This window comes from Companilactobacillus alimentarius DSM 20249, from assembly GCF_002849895.1.
In the GTDB taxonomy this organism is placed as follows: domain Bacteria; phylum Bacillota; class Bacilli; order Lactobacillales; family Lactobacillaceae; genus Companilactobacillus; species Companilactobacillus alimentarius.
On sequence record NZ_CP018867.1, the window covers coordinates 1,467,061 to 1,486,319 of the forward strand.

13 protein-coding genes are annotated in these 19,259 nt (G+C 36.2%); 8 read left to right on the forward strand and 5 right to left on the reverse strand.

What is annotated here, in order from left to right:
• Window positions 1–261: 261 nt before the first annotated feature.
• On the forward strand, window positions 262–1,872 hold the full coding sequence (locus LA20249_RS07050) for an ATP-binding cassette domain-containing protein (protein ID WP_057737037.1): 1,611 nt from the start codon (window positions 262–264) through the stop codon (window positions 1,870–1,872).
• A 158-nt stretch (window positions 1,873–2,030) separates the two neighbouring features.
• Here LA20249_RS07050 and LA20249_RS07055 read toward each other — a convergent pair whose 3' ends face one another.
• Window positions 2,031–2,792: a glycosyltransferase family 2 protein gene (locus LA20249_RS07055; RefSeq protein ID WP_057737039.1), complete on the reverse strand. Its 762-nt coding sequence runs from the start codon at window positions 2,790–2,792 to the stop codon at window positions 2,031–2,033.
• A 69-nt stretch (window positions 2,793–2,861) separates the two neighbouring features.
• On the opposite strand from LA20249_RS07055, the gene LA20249_RS07060 reads away from it, so the two are divergent.
• The 4 genes from LA20249_RS07060 to LA20249_RS07075 all read left to right on the forward strand — a co-directional run bounded on the left by LA20249_RS07060 (window position 2,862) and on the right by LA20249_RS07075 (window position 9,448).
• A complete protein-coding gene (locus LA20249_RS07060; RefSeq protein ID WP_057737041.1) occupies window positions 2,862–3,614 on the forward strand; it encodes a tyrosine-protein phosphatase in 753 nt (250 codons plus the stop codon).
• A 371-nt stretch (window positions 3,615–3,985) separates the two neighbouring features.
• Entirely contained in the window at window positions 3,986–5,278 is a 1,293-nt protein-coding gene (locus LA20249_RS07065; RefSeq protein WP_057737043.1) for a zinc ribbon domain-containing protein, read from the forward strand.
• 130 nt (window positions 5,279–5,408) lie between these two features.
• Entirely contained in the window at window positions 5,409–7,361 is a 1,953-nt protein-coding gene (locus LA20249_RS07070; protein WP_057737045.1) for an Ig-like domain-containing protein, read from the forward strand.
• A gap of 173 nt (window positions 7,362–7,534) precedes the next feature.
• Complete coding sequence (locus tag LA20249_RS07075; protein WP_057737048.1) at window positions 7,535–9,448, forward strand: hypothetical protein; 1,914 nt, start codon at window positions 7,535–7,537, stop codon at window positions 9,446–9,448.
• Between the two features lie 439 nt (window positions 9,449–9,887).
• On the opposite strand, the gene LA20249_RS07080 is transcribed toward LA20249_RS07075, so the two are convergent.
• The 4 genes from LA20249_RS07080 to LA20249_RS07095 all read right to left on the reverse strand — a co-directional run bounded on the left by LA20249_RS07080 (window position 9,888) and on the right by LA20249_RS07095 (window position 14,689).
• Window positions 9,888–10,631, reverse strand: a complete 744-nt coding sequence (locus tag LA20249_RS07080) for a glycerophosphodiester phosphodiesterase family protein (RefSeq protein WP_057737049.1) — start codon at window positions 10,629–10,631, stop codon at window positions 9,888–9,890.
• 115 nt (window positions 10,632–10,746) lie between these two features.
• Window positions 10,747–11,907 carry an N-acetylglucosamine-6-phosphate deacetylase gene (gene nagA, locus LA20249_RS07085; RefSeq protein WP_057737051.1) on the reverse strand — a complete coding sequence of 387 codons (1,161 nt, stop codon included), beginning with the start codon at window positions 11,905–11,907 and terminating at the stop codon, window positions 10,747–10,749.
• Between the two features lie 147 nt (window positions 11,908–12,054).
• Entirely contained in the window at window positions 12,055–13,113 is a 1,059-nt protein-coding gene (locus tag LA20249_RS07090) for a D-alanine--D-alanine ligase (RefSeq protein WP_057737053.1), read from the reverse strand.
• Between the two features lie 334 nt (window positions 13,114–13,447).
• Window positions 13,448–14,689 carry a PTS sugar transporter subunit IIC gene (locus LA20249_RS07095; protein WP_057737055.1) on the reverse strand — a complete coding sequence of 414 codons (1,242 nt, stop codon included), beginning with the start codon at window positions 14,687–14,689 and terminating at the stop codon, window positions 13,448–13,450.
• A 267-nt stretch (window positions 14,690–14,956) separates the two neighbouring features.
• Between LA20249_RS07095 and LA20249_RS07100 the strand changes: the two genes are divergently transcribed.
• From LA20249_RS07100 to LA20249_RS07110, 3 genes are all read left to right on the forward strand, one after another.
• Window positions 14,957–15,880, forward strand: a complete 924-nt coding sequence (locus LA20249_RS07100) for a DUF1002 domain-containing protein (protein WP_235806730.1) — start codon at window positions 14,957–14,959, stop codon at window positions 15,878–15,880.
• Window positions 15,881–16,004: 124 nt separating this feature from the next.
• Window positions 16,005–18,734, forward strand: a complete 2,730-nt coding sequence (locus LA20249_RS07105; protein ID WP_057737059.1) for an HAD-IC family P-type ATPase — start codon at window positions 16,005–16,007, stop codon at window positions 18,732–18,734.
• Window positions 18,735–18,747: 13 nt separating this feature from the next.
• Window positions 18,748–19,206, forward strand: a complete 459-nt coding sequence (locus LA20249_RS07110; protein ID WP_057737062.1) for an ASCH domain-containing protein — start codon at window positions 18,748–18,750, stop codon at window positions 19,204–19,206.
• The last annotated feature ends 53 nt before the right edge of the window (window positions 19,207–19,259 follow it).

Consider the following 19,259-nt stretch of genomic DNA (forward strand, 5'->3'; position numbering starts at 1 on the left):
TTTATCTCTTTAAAAAGAAATAAAACCAGTTTGTTCCGTTTTTATTAATATCTATTGACTTGTCTCAGGAAACTTTTTTGAATTCCGTATAATTTAAAACGTTTCTAATTTTTAACTAATTTTATTTTTTTATATACGCGTCCATTGATAACCATCATAATCCTAAAAAAAAAAAAATAAAGCCTTTTTTTAATTTTATCAGAGAGTAATATTAGATATAAATTATAAAGATTAGATTAATGTTAGAAAGAAGAAATTGCTATGATAAAGAAAATGATTCAAGAGCATCCTTTCATGATGATCATAATTACCATCTTATCCATTTCTACAAATGGACTTGAAACGGTAGCTAATTTGATTTTAATAACAGCTACTAACACCATTATTTCCCGTAAGACAGCTCTATTCTTCATACTTTCTGGCGCCATACTATTGGTATATTTAATCCATTGGTTTACTGGCTACTACGCCAATATTTTTGAAGAAAAAATGATTCAAGCTACGAATCACGATATTCGTAAAAAATACATGAGAAATCAAATGACATTGGCTTTAGAGGATAAATTGAACCCTGATGATACTATCAATGTTGTTACTAACGATATTCTTTTATTCGACCAACAATATTTAAAGGGATTCTATAAATTATTCAATTGTATCTTTGGTATTATTCTTTCTTCTGTTGCTCTAATTTCCTTACATTGGTCTCTTTTCTTAGCATCCGTTATTATGACCGTCCTATTAATGTTCGTGCCTAAATTGGTTGGAAAAAGATTAAGAACAACAACCGGCAATATTTCAAGTAATAACGATAAGCTTCTAAAGAAATTAAACGATTGGACTAAAGGCTATCACGATTTACTTTGGAACAACGCCCTTTTTCAACTTTGGAGAAAAACCCATAATTCTTTTCACACCCTAGAAAATTCGTACGTCGATCAAAAAAGAGCCCAACAAACTGCTGTCCAATTCGGGGCTTTCATGAACATGGCTGCACAAGTTGCTGTCAATGCTTTAGCCGGTTATTTAGCAATCAACAATATGGTTACTTTTGGTGTTGTCATGAGTGCAGGAAACCTTGCTTATCAGTTGTTCGGCGCCGTTTCAGTTTCCACAGACAGTATAATTTTATTACAATCTGGTTCTTCTATTAACGACAAGCTTGTATCTCTAACTAAGCCTGTTTCCGTCGACCGCTTCGAAAAACACCAAGATGAGATAGATAATATCAAAAATATTAAATTGCACAATTTATCATATGAATATAAAAATGGTACCAAAATAAAATATCCTGATATAAATGTTTCCAAAGGCGACAAAGTATTAATTACCGGTCCCAGTGGCAGTGGCAAAACCACTTTGATAAACCTTTTAAGCGGCAGGCTAAACGACTACAAAGGCTCGCTGAAATTAAACAATATAGAATACTCATCATTTAATAATCTTTCATTTTTAAAAATATTTGGCTTACAACCGCAGAGTTATCATATTTTTAACGATACTATTGCCAATAATATTGCCTTATCAAATGACAAATATAGTTCTGAACAAATAAATTCAGCCGTGAAAAAAGCACAATTATCAGAAAAAATCACCTCACTTTCACAAGGATTGAAGACCCTTATCGGTTCAGAAAGCGAGGTATTCTCTGGAGGGGAATTGCAAAGAGTCTCCTTGGCACGTTTCTTTATAAGAAAGCGCCCCATTCTGATCGTCGACGAAGGGACATCAGCGCTCGATAAAAATAATGCTTACAAAGTAATGAACCTTTTGACTCAGGATAAGAATTTAACCTTATTCGTCATTACCCACAGTATCGATAACGACGTCTTGAGCCTCTTCAACAAACATATCAATCTTTCTCAAGAATAAATTATTATACATAAACATCTAATAAATCCCATCACGCATTGTGGAATCTGTTAGATGTTTTTGCTTCTATGAAAATATTTTTTTGAAAGCAAGCATATTATAAAGTGCTATTCTTTATTTAGTGCTTCAGACACAAAAAAAGTCGAGTTGACACTCGACTACTCCAATTGATTCTTCTCTTTTCGAGTACTGTCTCGAATCGCTTTGTAAACTTTCATTCTAGCGACGCCAACATCACGGACATTTTCCATGGCAAAACGTTTGGTTATACTGTCTTTTCTAGAAATATAATGATACAAAGGAAGATTATCTAAATAAAATTGACGTGCGACGGTCGCATATTCAACATTAAAGACTTGATCTTCCATTAAATCCAAATCAGTTTGGAATCTTAATTTGTTATCAGTAATAATTGAACGAATGTAGGCTTTGTTCCACGTGTAACCCATCACAGTACCTGTCATTTTAATTATTTGTTTGATAGCTTCGTCTCGCCCAACGACTGATGTTTGACGATTTGAAACCTTATTTTTCACTTTGCCATTCTCGCCCTCATTAAAAAAACCGCAAGTAACCATATCTACATCGTAATCTTCAAATTTGGAAAGAAAGTGTTCTACGTAACTGGGTTCAACCCAATCATCTCCATCAATGAACGTTACTAAGTTACCATCGGCATTGGCTAATCCAGTATTGCGGGCAGCCGAAACACCTGCATTTTGTTTGTGGCAAACAACAGAGATCCAATCATATTTTTTTTCATAAGAAAAAATTATTTTCCGAGTTTGATCTGTAGAACAATCGTCCACAATAATTAAATCAAAATTACGATTAGTCTGAGCGACCACCGATTCAATCGAGCTTGAAATGTAGCTATCTACGTTATAAGCTGTCATAATAATTGAAAGTTTATTTTTCACTATAAGTCACCTTATTATTATTTTACTTCTAATGACCCAAAATACGCAACAAGACCGGGGAGGATAAAAATGCAACGTATCTTAAATCTTGAAGGTGCCATAAATTTACGTGAACTTGGTGGATATCCCACTAAAGATGGTACAACAATTAAATATAATAAACTCCTTCGTTCAGGAGACATAAGTAACTTAACAGCCAATTCTTTAAAGTACCTTAAAAAGTATGGTTTAAAATATGTTGTCGATTTCCGTTCGGAGAATGAACAACAAACATGGTCAGACGTTTCTTCTGATTTTTACAGAATTTATTCTGATCCCGTTTACCCACTAACCGGTAATGGAGACAAGTTAGCTGGAGCTATCAATCATGGCGATTATTCATATTTAGGCTTAATCTACCAAAGCGTTGTTCTCGACAAACATGGACAAGCAGCTTATAAAATGTTGTTCGACCTCTTACTTGATAACGACCAAGACCATCAATCCCTACTCTTTCATTGTGCCGCTGGTAAAGACAGAACCGGTATCGGTGCCCTTTTAATTTTGAAAGCTTTAGACGTAGACAATGAAACCATCACTAAAGATTATTTATTGACTAATCTAATGTACCAAGACAGCAAAGAAATCGAGAAAACTTTAAACGACGCCAACGGTAATCAAGATATTAACAAAATGAATATGACCAAAGCCGATTTAGAAAGCATTACCTCAATTTTTAACGCCATCGAACATTACTATGGAAGTTTTGAGAATTATCTAGACAAAGCCCTCGGAATTGATCAAGCAAAATTGGATAAATTAAAACAGCTTTATACCGAATAACAAATTATAAATATCCAATTATATCAAACTAGATTAGCGTAATAGATTTGGCTTTAGTTATAATACAAGTGGGAAGATAAACTTACCTTACACAACTGCAAAATGTCTATCAGTCTTCCTGAAACACAATCTAATCTTTCTTATTTGACTGAAACAAAACCATTTGTCGTTTTCCTCATACATTATTGTATGAGGTTTTTTTGTTAACATATTCGAACATTTCTAAGCACGACGAAGAAATATTTTGTATAATTAAGTTTCGGATATAACTATACAACATGTGATCTTTTTGTGAACTTTTCGCAAATGGCTTCATATAAGTAGTGGCGTCTTGTATACTTATTTTGTCAACATAATGGAGGAATGCAAAAATGTTTTGTCCAAATTGTGGCCATAAAGTTGAGCCAAATCAAAAATTTTGTGATAATTGCGGCTATGCCCTAAAAAAGAAAAATACTGAAACTTCAAATGAAGCTAAGGATGATGACTCAGTTCGTTCTTTGTCTGAAATTGAAAAGGAATTAAACCAAGAAGATCCTTCTTCAAAGAAAACTGAAAAGAAGTCTGTCTTACAACAAGCTCCTGCTCAAAAACGTGAATATGACCAGCACAATGAGTCTCAGGAAAAAGAACCAGAAATGAAGACCTTCAAACAAAATGATCGTTCATCATTTCAAAAGGCTTCTCAAACGCATCGTGATGAACCTTTAGATGATAGAACTCAAGTCTATAGTAAAAATGACTTTAATCCAATTTCTCAAAAGCCATATAAAAATAACTATGACGACCCTATCAAGGAACCTCTTGGTGATTCTTTCAAACCAACCGAAAGCGAATTACGCGCCGCCAAAGCTAAACAAGCGGCTGAACAAACTGATCCCAATGATGGTTTTATCCACAATATGATCAAGTTTGCTAAAAACAATGCTTTTATCAGTATCATCGCTGTCATTATTGTAGCCATCTTATTGGTATTCAAACGTAACTATGGTTTTATTGCTTTAGCTGTCGTATTAATTGTTTGGTTTTTACTTTCCCAATTGGGTCACGGTAATGAAACAGGTGCGAATAAGGCTCTCAAACGTGAAACATCTTTAAAAAAGTCTCAACCAGACAATGATTCAGGTAACGATTACGTCGCAGATAGACATGAAAGTAAACCTCGTAACAAGAAAAACTATGCGGAAGATAGAATTAAAACTAACAAAAAGACTACTGCTCAAAAAATCATTATTATCTCTTCTATCATTGGTTTTATAGCTTCTATCGGTGGTCCCTTCTTAAATGGTGTCTCATTGACAAGTACTATCTCAACGGCAGCTAACTATACTGCTAACCTTGGTACTGCTCAACCCACTTGGATTACTAATGGTTTTTCAGCGATCCGTTTAATTTGTTTCCTTTCACCAATCATCGCTTTGATTGCGGCTAGTTTTAGAACTCGTGGATCTATCCGCTTGGTAAGAATCTTCACACTACTACCAACGATACTTTATGCTGCTTTATACGGTGCCTTGTATGCTGGATTGGTCAATTCAACAGCTATTACTGGTCAAGTGGCTGTTACTACCAACGGATCGTTTGGTACTAGTTTCTATGTATTACTAATAACTGCAATTGTTTCATTAATAATGTCGTATACTTTACGTCCAAAAATAAGATAAACCTCTTAGAGGTTTATTTTTTTGACCATTAATTAAATCAAATCAGCAAAACAATTTTTATATAAATTGAACCACAAATGTAATCACTTTCACATATACTTATTTATGCAAGAATATTGGGGGTGTCTGGATGAGGTTCTATAAGCATATTTCAAAAAATATAAAAACATTTTTACTATTAATCATACCTTTCTTAGTATTAGGTTTATCAATTTTTTCATCCGAACAACTTACTAAAGCTGACGAAGAAATTGTCGTTGTTCCTAAATACACACCTACTAAAGATCCTAAGAAATTTTTAGGAATCTGGTTAACTAGTGGTTATTCCTTACAGCCTAAAGAGGATTACTACGTTACCGTAAATGATTCCGTTACTATTAAGACGAACACTGGACGTTCAGTCTGGACCTTTTTAACCGGAGCTTTAGACTCAGATAGTTATCAATGGTGGCAAACTACTGATGGCAAAAACTGGACTAAAGTTAGTAAAGCAGATGGCGGTAAGAAACGTAAGTTACCTGTCACCCCTAAAGCAGCCGGAACGACTTGGTATCAGTTGGATACTCAGTATGCTTTTTTGGGTATCAACAAAAAGAATTTTTATTCACGAATTGGGGCTGTTCATGCCCTACCAGAACCAGTGGATGCTACCTCTTTAGACGTAACTGTTGATGACGACTACCTATACAATACGAGCGATCAATTATCCAATACGACTTATGCGCACGCCAAACCAACGCCAAGTAACGCTACAGGAACAATAACTTGGTCGGTTGACGATTCTAGTCTGGCAACAATCGATGAAGATGGTGAGATTACAGCCAATAAAGATGGTAAGTCAGGAATCGTTACAGTTATTGCCACTATGACCAATCCTAGTGGCAATAAAATCACTGGTACAAAAACCGTCGAAATCGGTGGTGGATTAGATGACCAAAAAGTTAAATCTGGTGAAAATGCTACATTCACTTTGAAAGGCAATACTGGTGGTGAAGACGATGAAGAGAATAACGGTTCTGTTTCGATCGACTGGTACCGTTACGACCCCGTTACGGACGCTAAAACCAAAGTAGAAAGCGACGGCGGTCCTTCATATACAACTGACGACACCACTTATGCCGACAACAACGCCTTCTACCAAGCAGTCTTGACTCTGAAAATCAATCTTATCTCTAAAACAATCACGACTAACAAAGCCCGATTGACAGTTACTCCATCAGGAGATCCTAATATTCAAATAACGAATAAAATGACCAATAAATCCTATTCAGATGAATCAGACAATGATCATTTGCTTAATAATGTCGTCAATCAGGATAATATTACTTATCACGATACCCTCAAAAACGATAGTTCTGAAGGATTGCTAAAGGATGCCTTCTACGTGATTCCAATGCACAGCGGCACTGAAATCAATAGTGTTAAAATCAATGACGAAAAATTAGATACTGATCGTTATTCAATTATTCACGAAGACGATTCCGATACCGACAACCTTGTTATTTCATTAGATAATCTAAATATGCAAGAAACGGCAGACATTGATGTGGATACGACCGCCGAAAATATCACTCAAAAAGAAGAACGCTCTTACATTCCTTATGTATACGGAACTAACAATGACGGTAATATCTATCGCAAGGAAGCTCCTATTGACAAAATAAATTACATTACAAATAGTTTATCTGCCACTGTGCAAGATATTAACTTTGGAACAATCAATTCTTTCAGCAAAGATACTTTGAAACACCGTTCTACCGAAGCAAATTCATCTGACAATATTATTGATTTTGATGACCAACGTCGAGATAAAAATGGCGTGAAAGTTTACGTCTCCCAGATGAATGAGTTCATGGACAATAACAATGAAACTTTGCCAGTTAGTCTAAGATATTACGAAGGTACTTCCTACACAGAAGTATTAAATAACAAGGTTCAAATCGCTCAAACCGATAATGGTCAGGCAGTCTCAGCAATAAACTGGGCTAAAGACGATGGCTTATTACTCCATGTTAACGAAGACCATTTGAAAGCCGGAAAGTATAGTACTACTTTGACCTGGTATTTCGAAAATAGTATATAAATATATCTCTATGAAAAAAAGTACAATTAAATTTGTGCTTTTTTTATACCATAATATAAATATAATTAATCATTTTATAGTCTAAATAAATTAGATATTTTACTAAAATTGCTTTATAAAAAATCACTAATTATATACAATTAAAATATGTCTAAACTAGTGGGGATAAAATTGTGGTTATTTTCAAATTACGAGTAATCAAACTGCTTTTTACTTTAGTTGTAATGTTCACAACTTTTTTTGTGGTGCTCACTAACGAACAAATTATAGTTGCTGACTCATCCAATACTTATACTCCTAAATACGCTCCTAGTCCTGGTCCAAAGCGAATCCTGGGTGTTTTAACTAATACCGCATACGTCACTCAACCTCAACCAGACTACTACATTACTGCAGGAGATACTTTAAAAATCAGAACAGACATCGACTGGCCTTTTTGGTATACACCACCACTATTTACCCATTATACTTGGTGGCAATCTACTGATGGAAAATCTTGGAGTAAGGCAAGTAATTCAATCAATGGACACAAATATTTAAATCTAAAAACTGATATCAGCAGTCCAGAAATCACATATTACCAATTAAATACCTTATTTCCCATTTGGTCATATGCTTCCCAGGTCGCCACTGTTCACGTTTTACCTCAACCTATCAATGCGACCGATATAAAAATAGAGACCGATAGTAATTATCTATTCAACATTAATAATAATATCGTTAATAATAAAACTATTGCCCGCGCTCAAAAATTCCCCATTAATTCCACTGAGCCAGTCAATTGGTCGACAGATCGTCCCGATTTAGCAACTATCGACAAGGACGGTGTAATAACTGCCAATACTGTCGGTAATTCTGGAATTGTTAACGTAATTGGAACTATTCAAAATGTCGACGGCACCACTGTCCAAGGCCACAAAGAAATTAATATCGGTGGCGGTTTGACTAATCAATCCGTCGCATTTGGAAAATGTGCCACTTTTAAACTTCAAGGAACCGATGAAAATTCTCGAGATGAAACGAATGGCAATATCACTGTCAAGTGGTATAAACAGCCTTCTGGGCAAAAAAAAGAATTGGTTGCGACAGAAAATAATCCTGTTGGTCAAATTGCATATACTACTTCTAAAGTCACTACAAAAGATAATGACTCCCAATACTATGCTCAAATAATCGTCAATAATACCAAAAAAAGCGTCACGACCAGAGCAGCGACGTTAACGGTCTTGCCACCCAATGATCCTGACGTGCAAATAACAACTGCCCTGTCGAATAGAGATTTTAATATAAATAACACAGACACCGTTATAAACGATGTGACTAGTAACGACCATTTGGATTACCATTTAAACTTAACTAACAATAGTAAACGTTCCATTCACGACTCCTATTTACTATTACCACTACACCTCAACACTTCAGTCGATAACATTAAAGTCAATAATCAAGAAATCAATCCTCAAGATATTTCCACCACTACTAATAATGACAGACAACAGCTCAAAATAAATCTTCACAATCTAGTAATGCATGAAAAGAAGACCCTCGATGTTTCCACCACAGTGGGTAATATCACTAATCGTGAAACGTTTAATTCAATCCCCACGCTTTTCGGATTAGATCCAGACTCTGATGAATATACCAGCAAAGGCCCAGAATTGAGCATTAACTATTTAAGCAATAAATTAACTGCATCTTTTAAGGATATAAACTTTGAACCTATAACCATCTTTGATCATCACCAAATCAAACATCGAACCTACGAAACAAATGATCCTAATGCTGTCATTACGATCGACGACCAACGCCGTAATAGATCTCATCTCAAACTCTTTTTGAAACAATTAACTCCTTTTAAAAATGATAAGGGAAATATTTTACCAGCCGACTTAAGATTATATAGTAATGACTCTTATCAACCAACTTTGAATAATAAAGTTCTAGTCTCCGAATCTACTTTAGGAAAAATTTTTCAATCCGTTATTTGGAGTCATGATGATGGTCTCTTATTGCACATAGATAAGGATCACTTTTTGCCTGGACATTACAGTTCTAATCTTAGTTGGAACATTGAAGATAGCGTTTGATCATGGGTATACCAATTATACAAAAGGTATGATATATAGCCTTTATCTTGGATAACCAATTATATCGTTTATACTTAAAAGTAAGAGGAACGAAAAAGAAGAAGCAATGTTTTTCCTCCCTCAAAGACTCACTATGTGAGCTTACACTTACCAAAATGTCACCGATTAATAAGATCGTAGTCGCGGTAATTGTAATGAATGGGATAGTTACAATTCAAAAAACAGGTTGCAAAGGAGATGACGCAAAATCAATTTAAATAAAGATTTTGTAAGTTCAGAAAATGATATTAAATAAGCCTCGTGTTTCAAGTAAGTTCTTGATAATTCTTAAGAATAAAGAATTGTCACTCATCATGATAAATCCTCTTAAAAAGAAATACAGTTTAAACAAAAATGTCCCGAAAAAAGTTTTTAAAACTTCTTTCGGGACTATTTTTATTTATTCTTCTAAGAAGCTCATACGATCAGCAATATTAGTAATAATACCATCCACACCCCACTTAAGAAGTGTCTGAGCTCGATTAACGTCATCTATTGTCCAAGCATTAATTTCATACCCATAATCTTTCATCTGTTTAACTTTTTCTTCAGTTAGTGAAGAACCATCAGGATGAACTATCTTAGCGTGACAAGCTTGCATAACTAGATTCCAATCATCTCCAAGCGTTGCCCGACTGAATAAGACTGCATATTTCAAGTTAGGTCTTAATTTATACATTTTTTCCAACATAATAGGATTGAAACTCGAAATAATCAACTCTACATGTTCATCTAATCTATCCAAGGATTTCGCAAACTCTTCAACTAATCTATCAGCTAAATAATTGGCATTGTCCCCTACAACACCTTTTAGTTCAATATTAGCATTAATCTTGTGGATATTAAGAAAGTCGATCAGCTGGTCTAAAGTTGGTATTTTTTCACCACGGAATTTCTCCGCAAACCAATAACCCGCGTCAGCCTTTGAAACCAAATCACTATCAAGAGTTTCAATAGATCCAGATTGATTGGTGGTTCTATTTAATTTGTCGTCATGAATGACGAAGACTTTTTCATCTTTAGTAATACTCAAATCAGTTTCGATCCATTTAACATCCCGATTAACTACCTCATTAAACGAGGCCATCGTATTTTCAGGCGCTAGTGTTGGTATCCCTCTATGAGCGACAATTTTTTTATTCATAATAATCCTCCTGATAAGTAGAGTATACAACAGCAATGCAAGGGACTAAAAAAACCGAGGTGTCTATTCACGTAGCCTCAGTTTTTAGTTTTAATTTAGAATTCTAATTATTATCTTAAGCTTGGTATCTTGAAACACCGTCAAGATATGTTTCTGACAATGTCATATCATCATCAAGTACGATAAAGTCAGCATCTCTGCCATCGGCGATGATACCACATTTATCAAGAACCTTTGAACTCTTAGCAGCTGTGTAACTAGCCATTTCTACAGCTTCTTCTTCTGTAGCGATATTCCAGTCAACAACATTCTTAATAGCATCCTTCAACAATAAGATACTACCTGCCAAGTTATGTGTTTCATCTTTCAATCTAGCAGTTCCATTAGCAACAACAACTGGTAATTCACCTAGTACGTAATCACCGTCTGGCATTAAACCAGCACGCATACAATCAGTAATTAGGGCTACATGTTCAGCACCCTTCTTTTCAATTACGATTCTAGCAGCAAATGGGTTAACGTGGTGACCATCACAAATCAATTCATCATCAACTAAATGCATTGAAAGTGCAGCACCAACCATACCAGGTACACGGTGATTCAAGCCACTCATACCATTGTATGTATGTGTAAATCCAGTAGCACCAGCTTCAACACAAGCCTTAGCTTGTTCAAATGTGGCATCACTGTGACCCAAATATACAGCAACATCATTAGATGCAACAGCTTTAACAAACTCTGGAGCACCCTTTCTTTCAGGGGCAATTGAGATCTTCTTGATCATGCCGTGTGCGGCATCTTGCCAGTCTTTGAATTCTTCAGCATCTGGATCTCTGAAATACTTAGGATTTTGAGCACCCTTGTGCTTTTCAGTATAGAAAGGACCTTCAAAATGAATCCCTTGAATCTTAGCACCAGTAGCTTTTTTATAGTTGTCACCGATTGTTTGACAAATGTGTTTTAGTTGATCATGTGATGCTGTCAATGTTGTTGGCAACCATGAAGTAACACCTGCCTTTAATAGACCTTCTGACATTTCATTAAGTTTACCAAAATCATCATCCATAACATCATGACCACATAGACCATGAATATGAGTATCCACAAGACCCGGAGCAATGAACTTGTCTGAGTAATCAACAATCTTGCCTTCAGGTTTTTCATCATCTGTAGTAAAGAACTTACCAAATTTACCGTCATCAGTAACTTCTAGGTAGCCACCGTTTTCAGTTGTATTTTTTAAAAAGAATTTTTTAGCATGAATATAATATGACATTATCGAGTCTCCTTACTAATTTTAACGTTTTCATTATACCATTATTCACTGGTCTATACCACGGTCTAATCAAAAAAAGACTATCTGTCTTCATATAAAAAAAGATGGCGATCAGAAATTCTAATCACCATCAATAACTTTAAAAGATTACTTATTCTTTTTATCATAATAATGCATCTTGCTCATAATGATTCTCTCACACAAGTCAGCATAAGAAATTCCAGCAGCCTCAGCTTCTCTAGGCATCAAGGACAATGGCGTCATACCTGGTAAAGTATTAGCCTCCATGACGTAAAGTTGGCCATCACGCAACAAGAAGTCCACACGACCGTAATTGCTCATCCCTAATGACTCAAAAGTCTTCTTAGTTAAAGCTTGCATCTTACTGTGAATCTCATCATCCAAATTATCTGGAGGAGTGATGAAATGCGTTACATTGTTAGCTTGGAATTTGTGTTGGAAATCATACCAGCCAGTATCAACTGTAACTTCCACAGCTGGAAGCACCAAACCATCAACGATAGCAACGGAGAATTCGCGACCTTTGATATACTCTTCAATCAAGACCTCATCATCGAATCTCAAAGCATCGGCAACGGATTCTCTTAATTCAGTAGCATTCTTAACGATGTGTGTTCCAACACTTGAACCACCATTAGATGGCTTAACTACCATTGGATAGTTGAAAGGTATATCTTCGGATAAAATTTTATCCGTCTTAGTTGTAGTATATTTAGCAGTTGGAATACTATCTTGAACAAAAATTTCTTTAGAATATTTCTTATCCATTGCTAAACCTGAAGCTAACGAGCCACTACCTGTGTACTTAATATCAAAGACATCGAAGACAGCTTGCATTTTACCATTTTCGCCATCTTCACCATGAAGTCCCATGTAGACAATATCGGCATGACGACAGATGTTTAAAACATTTTTACCCAGAAGCCCCTTAGTACCATCAGTCCGTAGAGCATTGATTTTTTCATCAGTTAGTACTTCATCATCAATAACTAACTTGCTATCATCTTCTGGTTCAGTCGTAAAAAGATCATCAATCTTATCTTCTGCTACATCCTTACCTAAAAATGAATCGACATAAGCTACTTCGTAGCCCTTACTACGTAGTGCATTGGTGATTTTAACACCGGAAGATAAAGAAACATTTCTTTCTGTACTTCTTCCACCTGAGAGAACGACAATTTTCATTGTGTTTCACCTAATCCTTTTTATTTAATTACTTACTTAAGCGTAATCCTAGAACCTACAGGGTAGCATAAACTGGCTCTGATTGCCATTTTAAGTCAATCAATTTAAAAATTAATTGTTTTAATTAAGTATGCCATCGTCCACAAAATTCCTGTGATTGGCTGGAACATAGCCGACACGATTTTGAGCCATCACCGAAATTTTGCTCCCGACTAGGTTTCTTCTCCCATTTAGACAGATTTAGACATATGCTTGCACTATAATAATACCCTGACAGAACTCAACTAAACGATTTCTATCAGGGTATTATGTCTAAATTCATATCAATTCTAAATTAATCTTTTGCCATTGTCTTTTCTTTAGCAACCATTCCTTTTTCAGCAACTTTAAAGAATGGATAATACATTGCTCCGGCTAAAACTAATTCGACAGCTGACCAAACAGCCGCACGCCAATCCCAACCGGTGGCCATCAAAGGACCAATAATTGGTGGCATCGTCCAAGGAACCATCGCAACTGGAGCATTCATCAAGCCTAAACTGATCAATAAATAACTGCCAGCTGCCAATACTAGTGGAATAACGATGAATGGAATCATCGTCAACGGATTCATAACGATAGGGAAACCAAAGATAACTGGTTCATTGATTTCAAAAAGTGCACCCGGAAAGGCAACTCTTCCTAAATCACGATAGGTCTTACTCTTAGAAAATAGCATCAAAACGACCAAAGTAATCGTAGCACCAGTTCCCCCAACATTGACCATCAAACTTGAGAAGCCAGATGCAGTTGCGTAAGGCAGCGGTTGATGATGTGCGAAGGCTGTTCCGTTTGCGGCTAAGAATTGGAGAAAAATTGGGTCCGCAATTCCTTCCAAAGTCATATCACCATGAATACCACACACCCAAAGTAAACTGACTAAGAATGTATAAACTAAGATTCCCGGTAAAGTATTCATCGCAAACAATAACGGATGGAAAATTGATTGGATGACCTGATTGATATCAATATGTAATGGCATTCTGACAAACCAAAACAATAATAAGATAACAAATCCCGGCAATAGTGAAACAAAAGAATTAGAAACGGCTGTTGGAACACCGTTTGGCAATTTAATAACAATATTTCTTTTAATAAAGAAATTTAAAATCAAAACTGAAATCATTGCTGTAATAATTGCTGTAAATAAACCAGATGATGAAAAATTATTAGTATCTAATTTGAACTTATCATTGAATGAAACAATAATGAATGCCATTGTCGAAAGTCCGGCACCAGAAATAGCGTCAATATGCAGCTCCTTAGCCAGTTCATAACCGATCCCAATCGCCGCCAATAATGAAATAATCCCAAAAGAACCATTAACGGCCACACTGATCATATTCATATATGGCTTTATCAAATCTGTCCAAGCTTTGATTGGAATATTACCAATAATCAAGAATACACTACCACTGATAATTGCTGGCAATGTGAGAACCAAGCCATTCCGAATCGAAACTAAATATTTATTATTCCCGACTTTTGCCATCGGTGGCATGATTTTATTTTGGAGCCAATCCATAAATTTTTTCAAAACAATACCCCCACTTTCTGTTGCTAAATGCTCTTACAACATAAATGAGTATATTCTTGAAAGCGCTATTATTCAATAGGTATATACCAAATTTACTAAATAGTTGACATAATGTCATTTTTTGATTTAAAATTCGTTAAATAATTATATTCAAATATAAATTATTCTTTATCAAGAGAACTTTTTTACCTAACTTCTCGAATTCTTCACACATATTTGGTTTAATTAGACTTAAGGAGGGTATAAACCTTGAAAAAGTTAAATATCATTTTATTAGGACTAGTATCCTTGATTACATTAGGAGTCTTCACAACTCAAAATGTAAAAGCTGACAGTCTAGACGACCAACCGGTTATGACTTTAGGAACGTCTCTAACTTCTAGCCAACGTCAAGGAACTATTGATGCATTGTCTTCACAAGTAAGTGGCGATTATAAAACCATTACTGTCACTGGAGACACTTTGGTAAAGTATTTGAACCCTAGTGGTAGCTCCTTTACTAGTAACAATGGAGTTTGGTCATCAGCCTTGATTCAAAAGACTTCATCCGGTTCTGGTATTAATGTCAAAATCGTTGATTACAATGGTAAGAACAACATCACCACTATCACTGCTGATCAATATCGTAATGCTGCGGTAACTGCCGGTATCAGTGATGCCAACATCTATGTAACATCTGCTACCCCAATTGATGGATCTGGTGCTTTAGCCGGAATTTATGCCGCTTATGCGGATAGTGGTCAGACTTTGAATCAAAGCCAAGTCAACGCTGCTCAAAAAGAAATGAACGTTTTAAGCAAAATTACCGATTCTAATAAGGGTACTGATGGATATTCCGATAAACAATTGAACAATGCCGTTGCCGGAATGAAATCAGATATGGCTAACAAAGGCGACAATGTCACCGTCAACCAAATTACTACAATCGTTAATAACAACTTACAAAAGAACAACTTGCAAAATATCATCAATAATAATCAAAAACAACAGATTATTAATCTGATGGTACAAATCAAGAATTCTGGTGCTCTAAACAATTCAAACTTCAAGCAACAAGCTAAAAAATTGAGCTCCGATATTATGAGTAAAGCCAAAAATGTTTTCAATAATCTAAATACCGAAGAGAATCGTAACTTCCTACAGAGAATTTGGGATAGTATTGTTTCATTCTTCAGTGGACTATTCAATTAATAAAAAATGACATCTTCTTATGAAGGTGTTGTTTTTTTATACAGATAACATTTATAATCATATTAATATCTTTTTAATTTTAAAAAGGATTATTCATGTTAAATAATTAGGAGAAACTGATTTAATGCAAGACGAAAATTCTTACGAACCTACTTCATCCGAAAATTCTGATTCGGATCATGTCCCGATACACGATTCAAAACAATTATGGGAATTAACTGAGGATGAGTTAGTCAAACTTTACCAAACCGATGCTGAAAACGGCTTAAGTAATGAGGAATACGAACGTCGCTTGAAAAAGTCCGGTCGTAACGAACTGGAGACGAAGAAAACTTCCAAATTCGTTCAGTTTATTAAGCAATTCAACAACAGTATCATTTATATCTTAGCTGCTTCAGCCATTATGACTTTATTTATGAAGCGGTATTCCGATTCAATCGTTATCGGCCTTGTCATCATTGCCAATGCCATTATCGGTTACATTCAGGAACAACAAGCCGGCAACGCTCTGGAAAAAATCCGAGAACTACTGGTTTCAAAGAACTTTATCTTCCGTGGAGGCGAGAAACTAGAGGCCGATTCACGCGATTTAGTCGTCGGTGATCTAGTTAATTTGGAAGCCGGAGATTCCGTCCCTGCCGATATTCGACTAATCTCCGCCGATAATCTAAGCGTCCAGGAATCCGTTTTGACCGGGGAAACTAATCCAGTCGATAAAATTGAGGAACCTATCACGCAGGCTAAATTACCTCTGGCTGAAAGAAAGAATATGGTCTACGCTTCGACTGCCGTAACTAGCGGTTCTGGACTGGGTATCGTCATTGCTACAGCCGCTGATACCCAAATCGGTCAGATTCAAGATTCCGTTGAAACTGTCAAGGAAAAGCCAACACCTTTGATGAGAAACTTGAATTCTTTAGGTTTTGGTCTATCCGTTGCTATCGTTGTAGCCGCAGTCTTACTATTTATCATTGGTTACTTCATTGATACTTACAGTTTACCAACCCTTTTGATCTCCGTTATAACGATGGTCGTCGGTTCTATGCCCGAAGGTTTACCTGCTAGTACCTCAGTTGTCTTAGCTATGGGTACAAGAAAGATGACTAAGCGAAACGTTATCGTCAAGTCATTGCCCGCCGTAGAAACTTTAGGTGCGGTTGACATCGTTAATACTGATAAAACTGGTACTTTGACTAAGAATGAAATGACCGTCAAAAAAGTTGTTACTTTGGATCATACTTTTGACGTTACTGGCGTTGGATATGATGCTGACGGTGGAGTCGATTTCAAGGGTAATTTGGAACTAGGCAGTAAGAAATATGACTGGACCAAAGATACTAATATGAATTGGCTGGTCAATATTGCTGGTCAAACGACTGATGCTCAACTCCACTTTGAAAATAATCGTTGGGAACTAAACGGTGAACCGACTGATGGTGCTTTAACGACGCTTTATCGAAAAATTGCTGGCAAAGACCCCGAAGTTGATGAGGTCGATTCATTGCCTTTCGATTCCGCTTTCCGTTATTCCGCTCGTTTAGCTAATTTCAATGGACAACGAATCCTTATGGTTAAAGGTTCACCTTCTACTATCATTAATTTAAGCAAAAAAGAAACTGATGAAAATTATTGGAACAATACCATCAAGAAACTCTCCGCTGATGGTTTAAGAGTTGTTGCTTTAGCATATAAAGTAGTTAGCTCTGACACAGATTCAATTGATCAAAAACAGATCAGTGATTTGAATCTAGCTGGTATGGTGGGAATCATTGATCCACCTCGTGAAGAAGCTAGAGCCTCAATTCATGAATTACGTATGGCTGGTATCAAGGTCAAAATGATCACTGGAGATCATCCCGATACCGCTTCAGCAATCGCCAAAAGATTAGACTTAGACTCTGTCATCAAAGCTGTCACTGGACCAGAAATCGACGCCATGTCCGACGACGAATTGAAAGCAAAAATTGATGATTATAACGTCTTTGCTCGGACCACTCCTGCTAACAAATTACGAATCGTTCGGGCCCAACAAGCTAACGATCACGTTGTTTCCATGACTGGTGACGGTGTCAATGACGCTCCTGCCTTAAAGCAAGCTGATATTGGTGTTGCCATGGGTATCAAAGGTACCGAAGTTGCTAAAGAATCAGCCAACATGGTCCTAGCCGACGATGACTTTGCTGACATCGTTGTGGCTGTCCGTGAAGGTCGTCACGTCTTTGACAATATCCGTAAAACTATTCGTTTCCTATTACCAACTAGTTTTGCCGAAGGATTAATTGTGGTTATCAGTATCTTGCTTGGTCAAGACTTGCCACTTTATCCAGCTCAATTGCTTTGGATCAACATGGTTTCAGCCTTGACGATCCAATTCGCCTTTATTTTCGAACCACCGGAATCAGGTATCATGGCTCGTGGTCCTAGAAATGTCAAAGCGGGACTGTTGACCAAGCTCGATACCTTCGAGATCGTCTATGTTTCCTTCTTAATCTCTGGATTAGGGATTTGGGCTTATGATATGCTGACTCGACAAGGAATGCCTGAAATTGTCGGTAGCACCATGGCCTTAAACATTATCATATTTGGAAAGATCTTCTATCTCTTCAATTTAAGAAACAATTATCCGGTCATTTCTAAATATTTCTTCCAAAATAAAATGGCCTTTTATATCGTAGCAATTCTGATCGTCTTACAAATGGGAATCGTCTACTTGCCATTCATGCAAGATATTTTCCATACAACTAATATTAACTTTGCTTACGGTTGGGGCATCCCTATTATCATGGGAATAATCGTCTTGATCGTAACCGAAATTGGAAAATTCATTCGAGTACGAGTACTACGTAAAGGTTAAACGAGGTAAAATTATGGATATTCCAACTTATTGGAAAAATTTTAAACAGCAACATTCAGAAGTCACTACTGACGACTACGAAGCCTTTTCTCTTGGCAATCCAAATGATATTGCACAACAGGATAGTTTGGCACATTTAATCAGTGACGGCATAAAAACTGCTACAACTTCAGCTTATGACCTCTATGCCCAAGACGAAAGCGATCCTTTGCCTAAAGTTGGCGAATACGGAATTATCTTGGATGGTCATCAACAACCACTTTGTATCACTAAAACTGTGGTCGTTGAAATCGTTCCTTTCCTACAAGTTTCCGCTGAACACGCCTACCACGAAGGTGAAGGTCCACGAACTTTGGATTATTGGCGTAAAGAGCATTGGAAGTTTTTCAAGAACGAATATAAAGAGGAACATCATGAGTTCAATGAAGAATTACCTTGCGTTTGTGAAGTTTACAAACTAGTTTATAAATAAGCTTATTAAGAAAATAGTTCTGAGTGAAGATTAGATTCTTTACTTGGAACTTT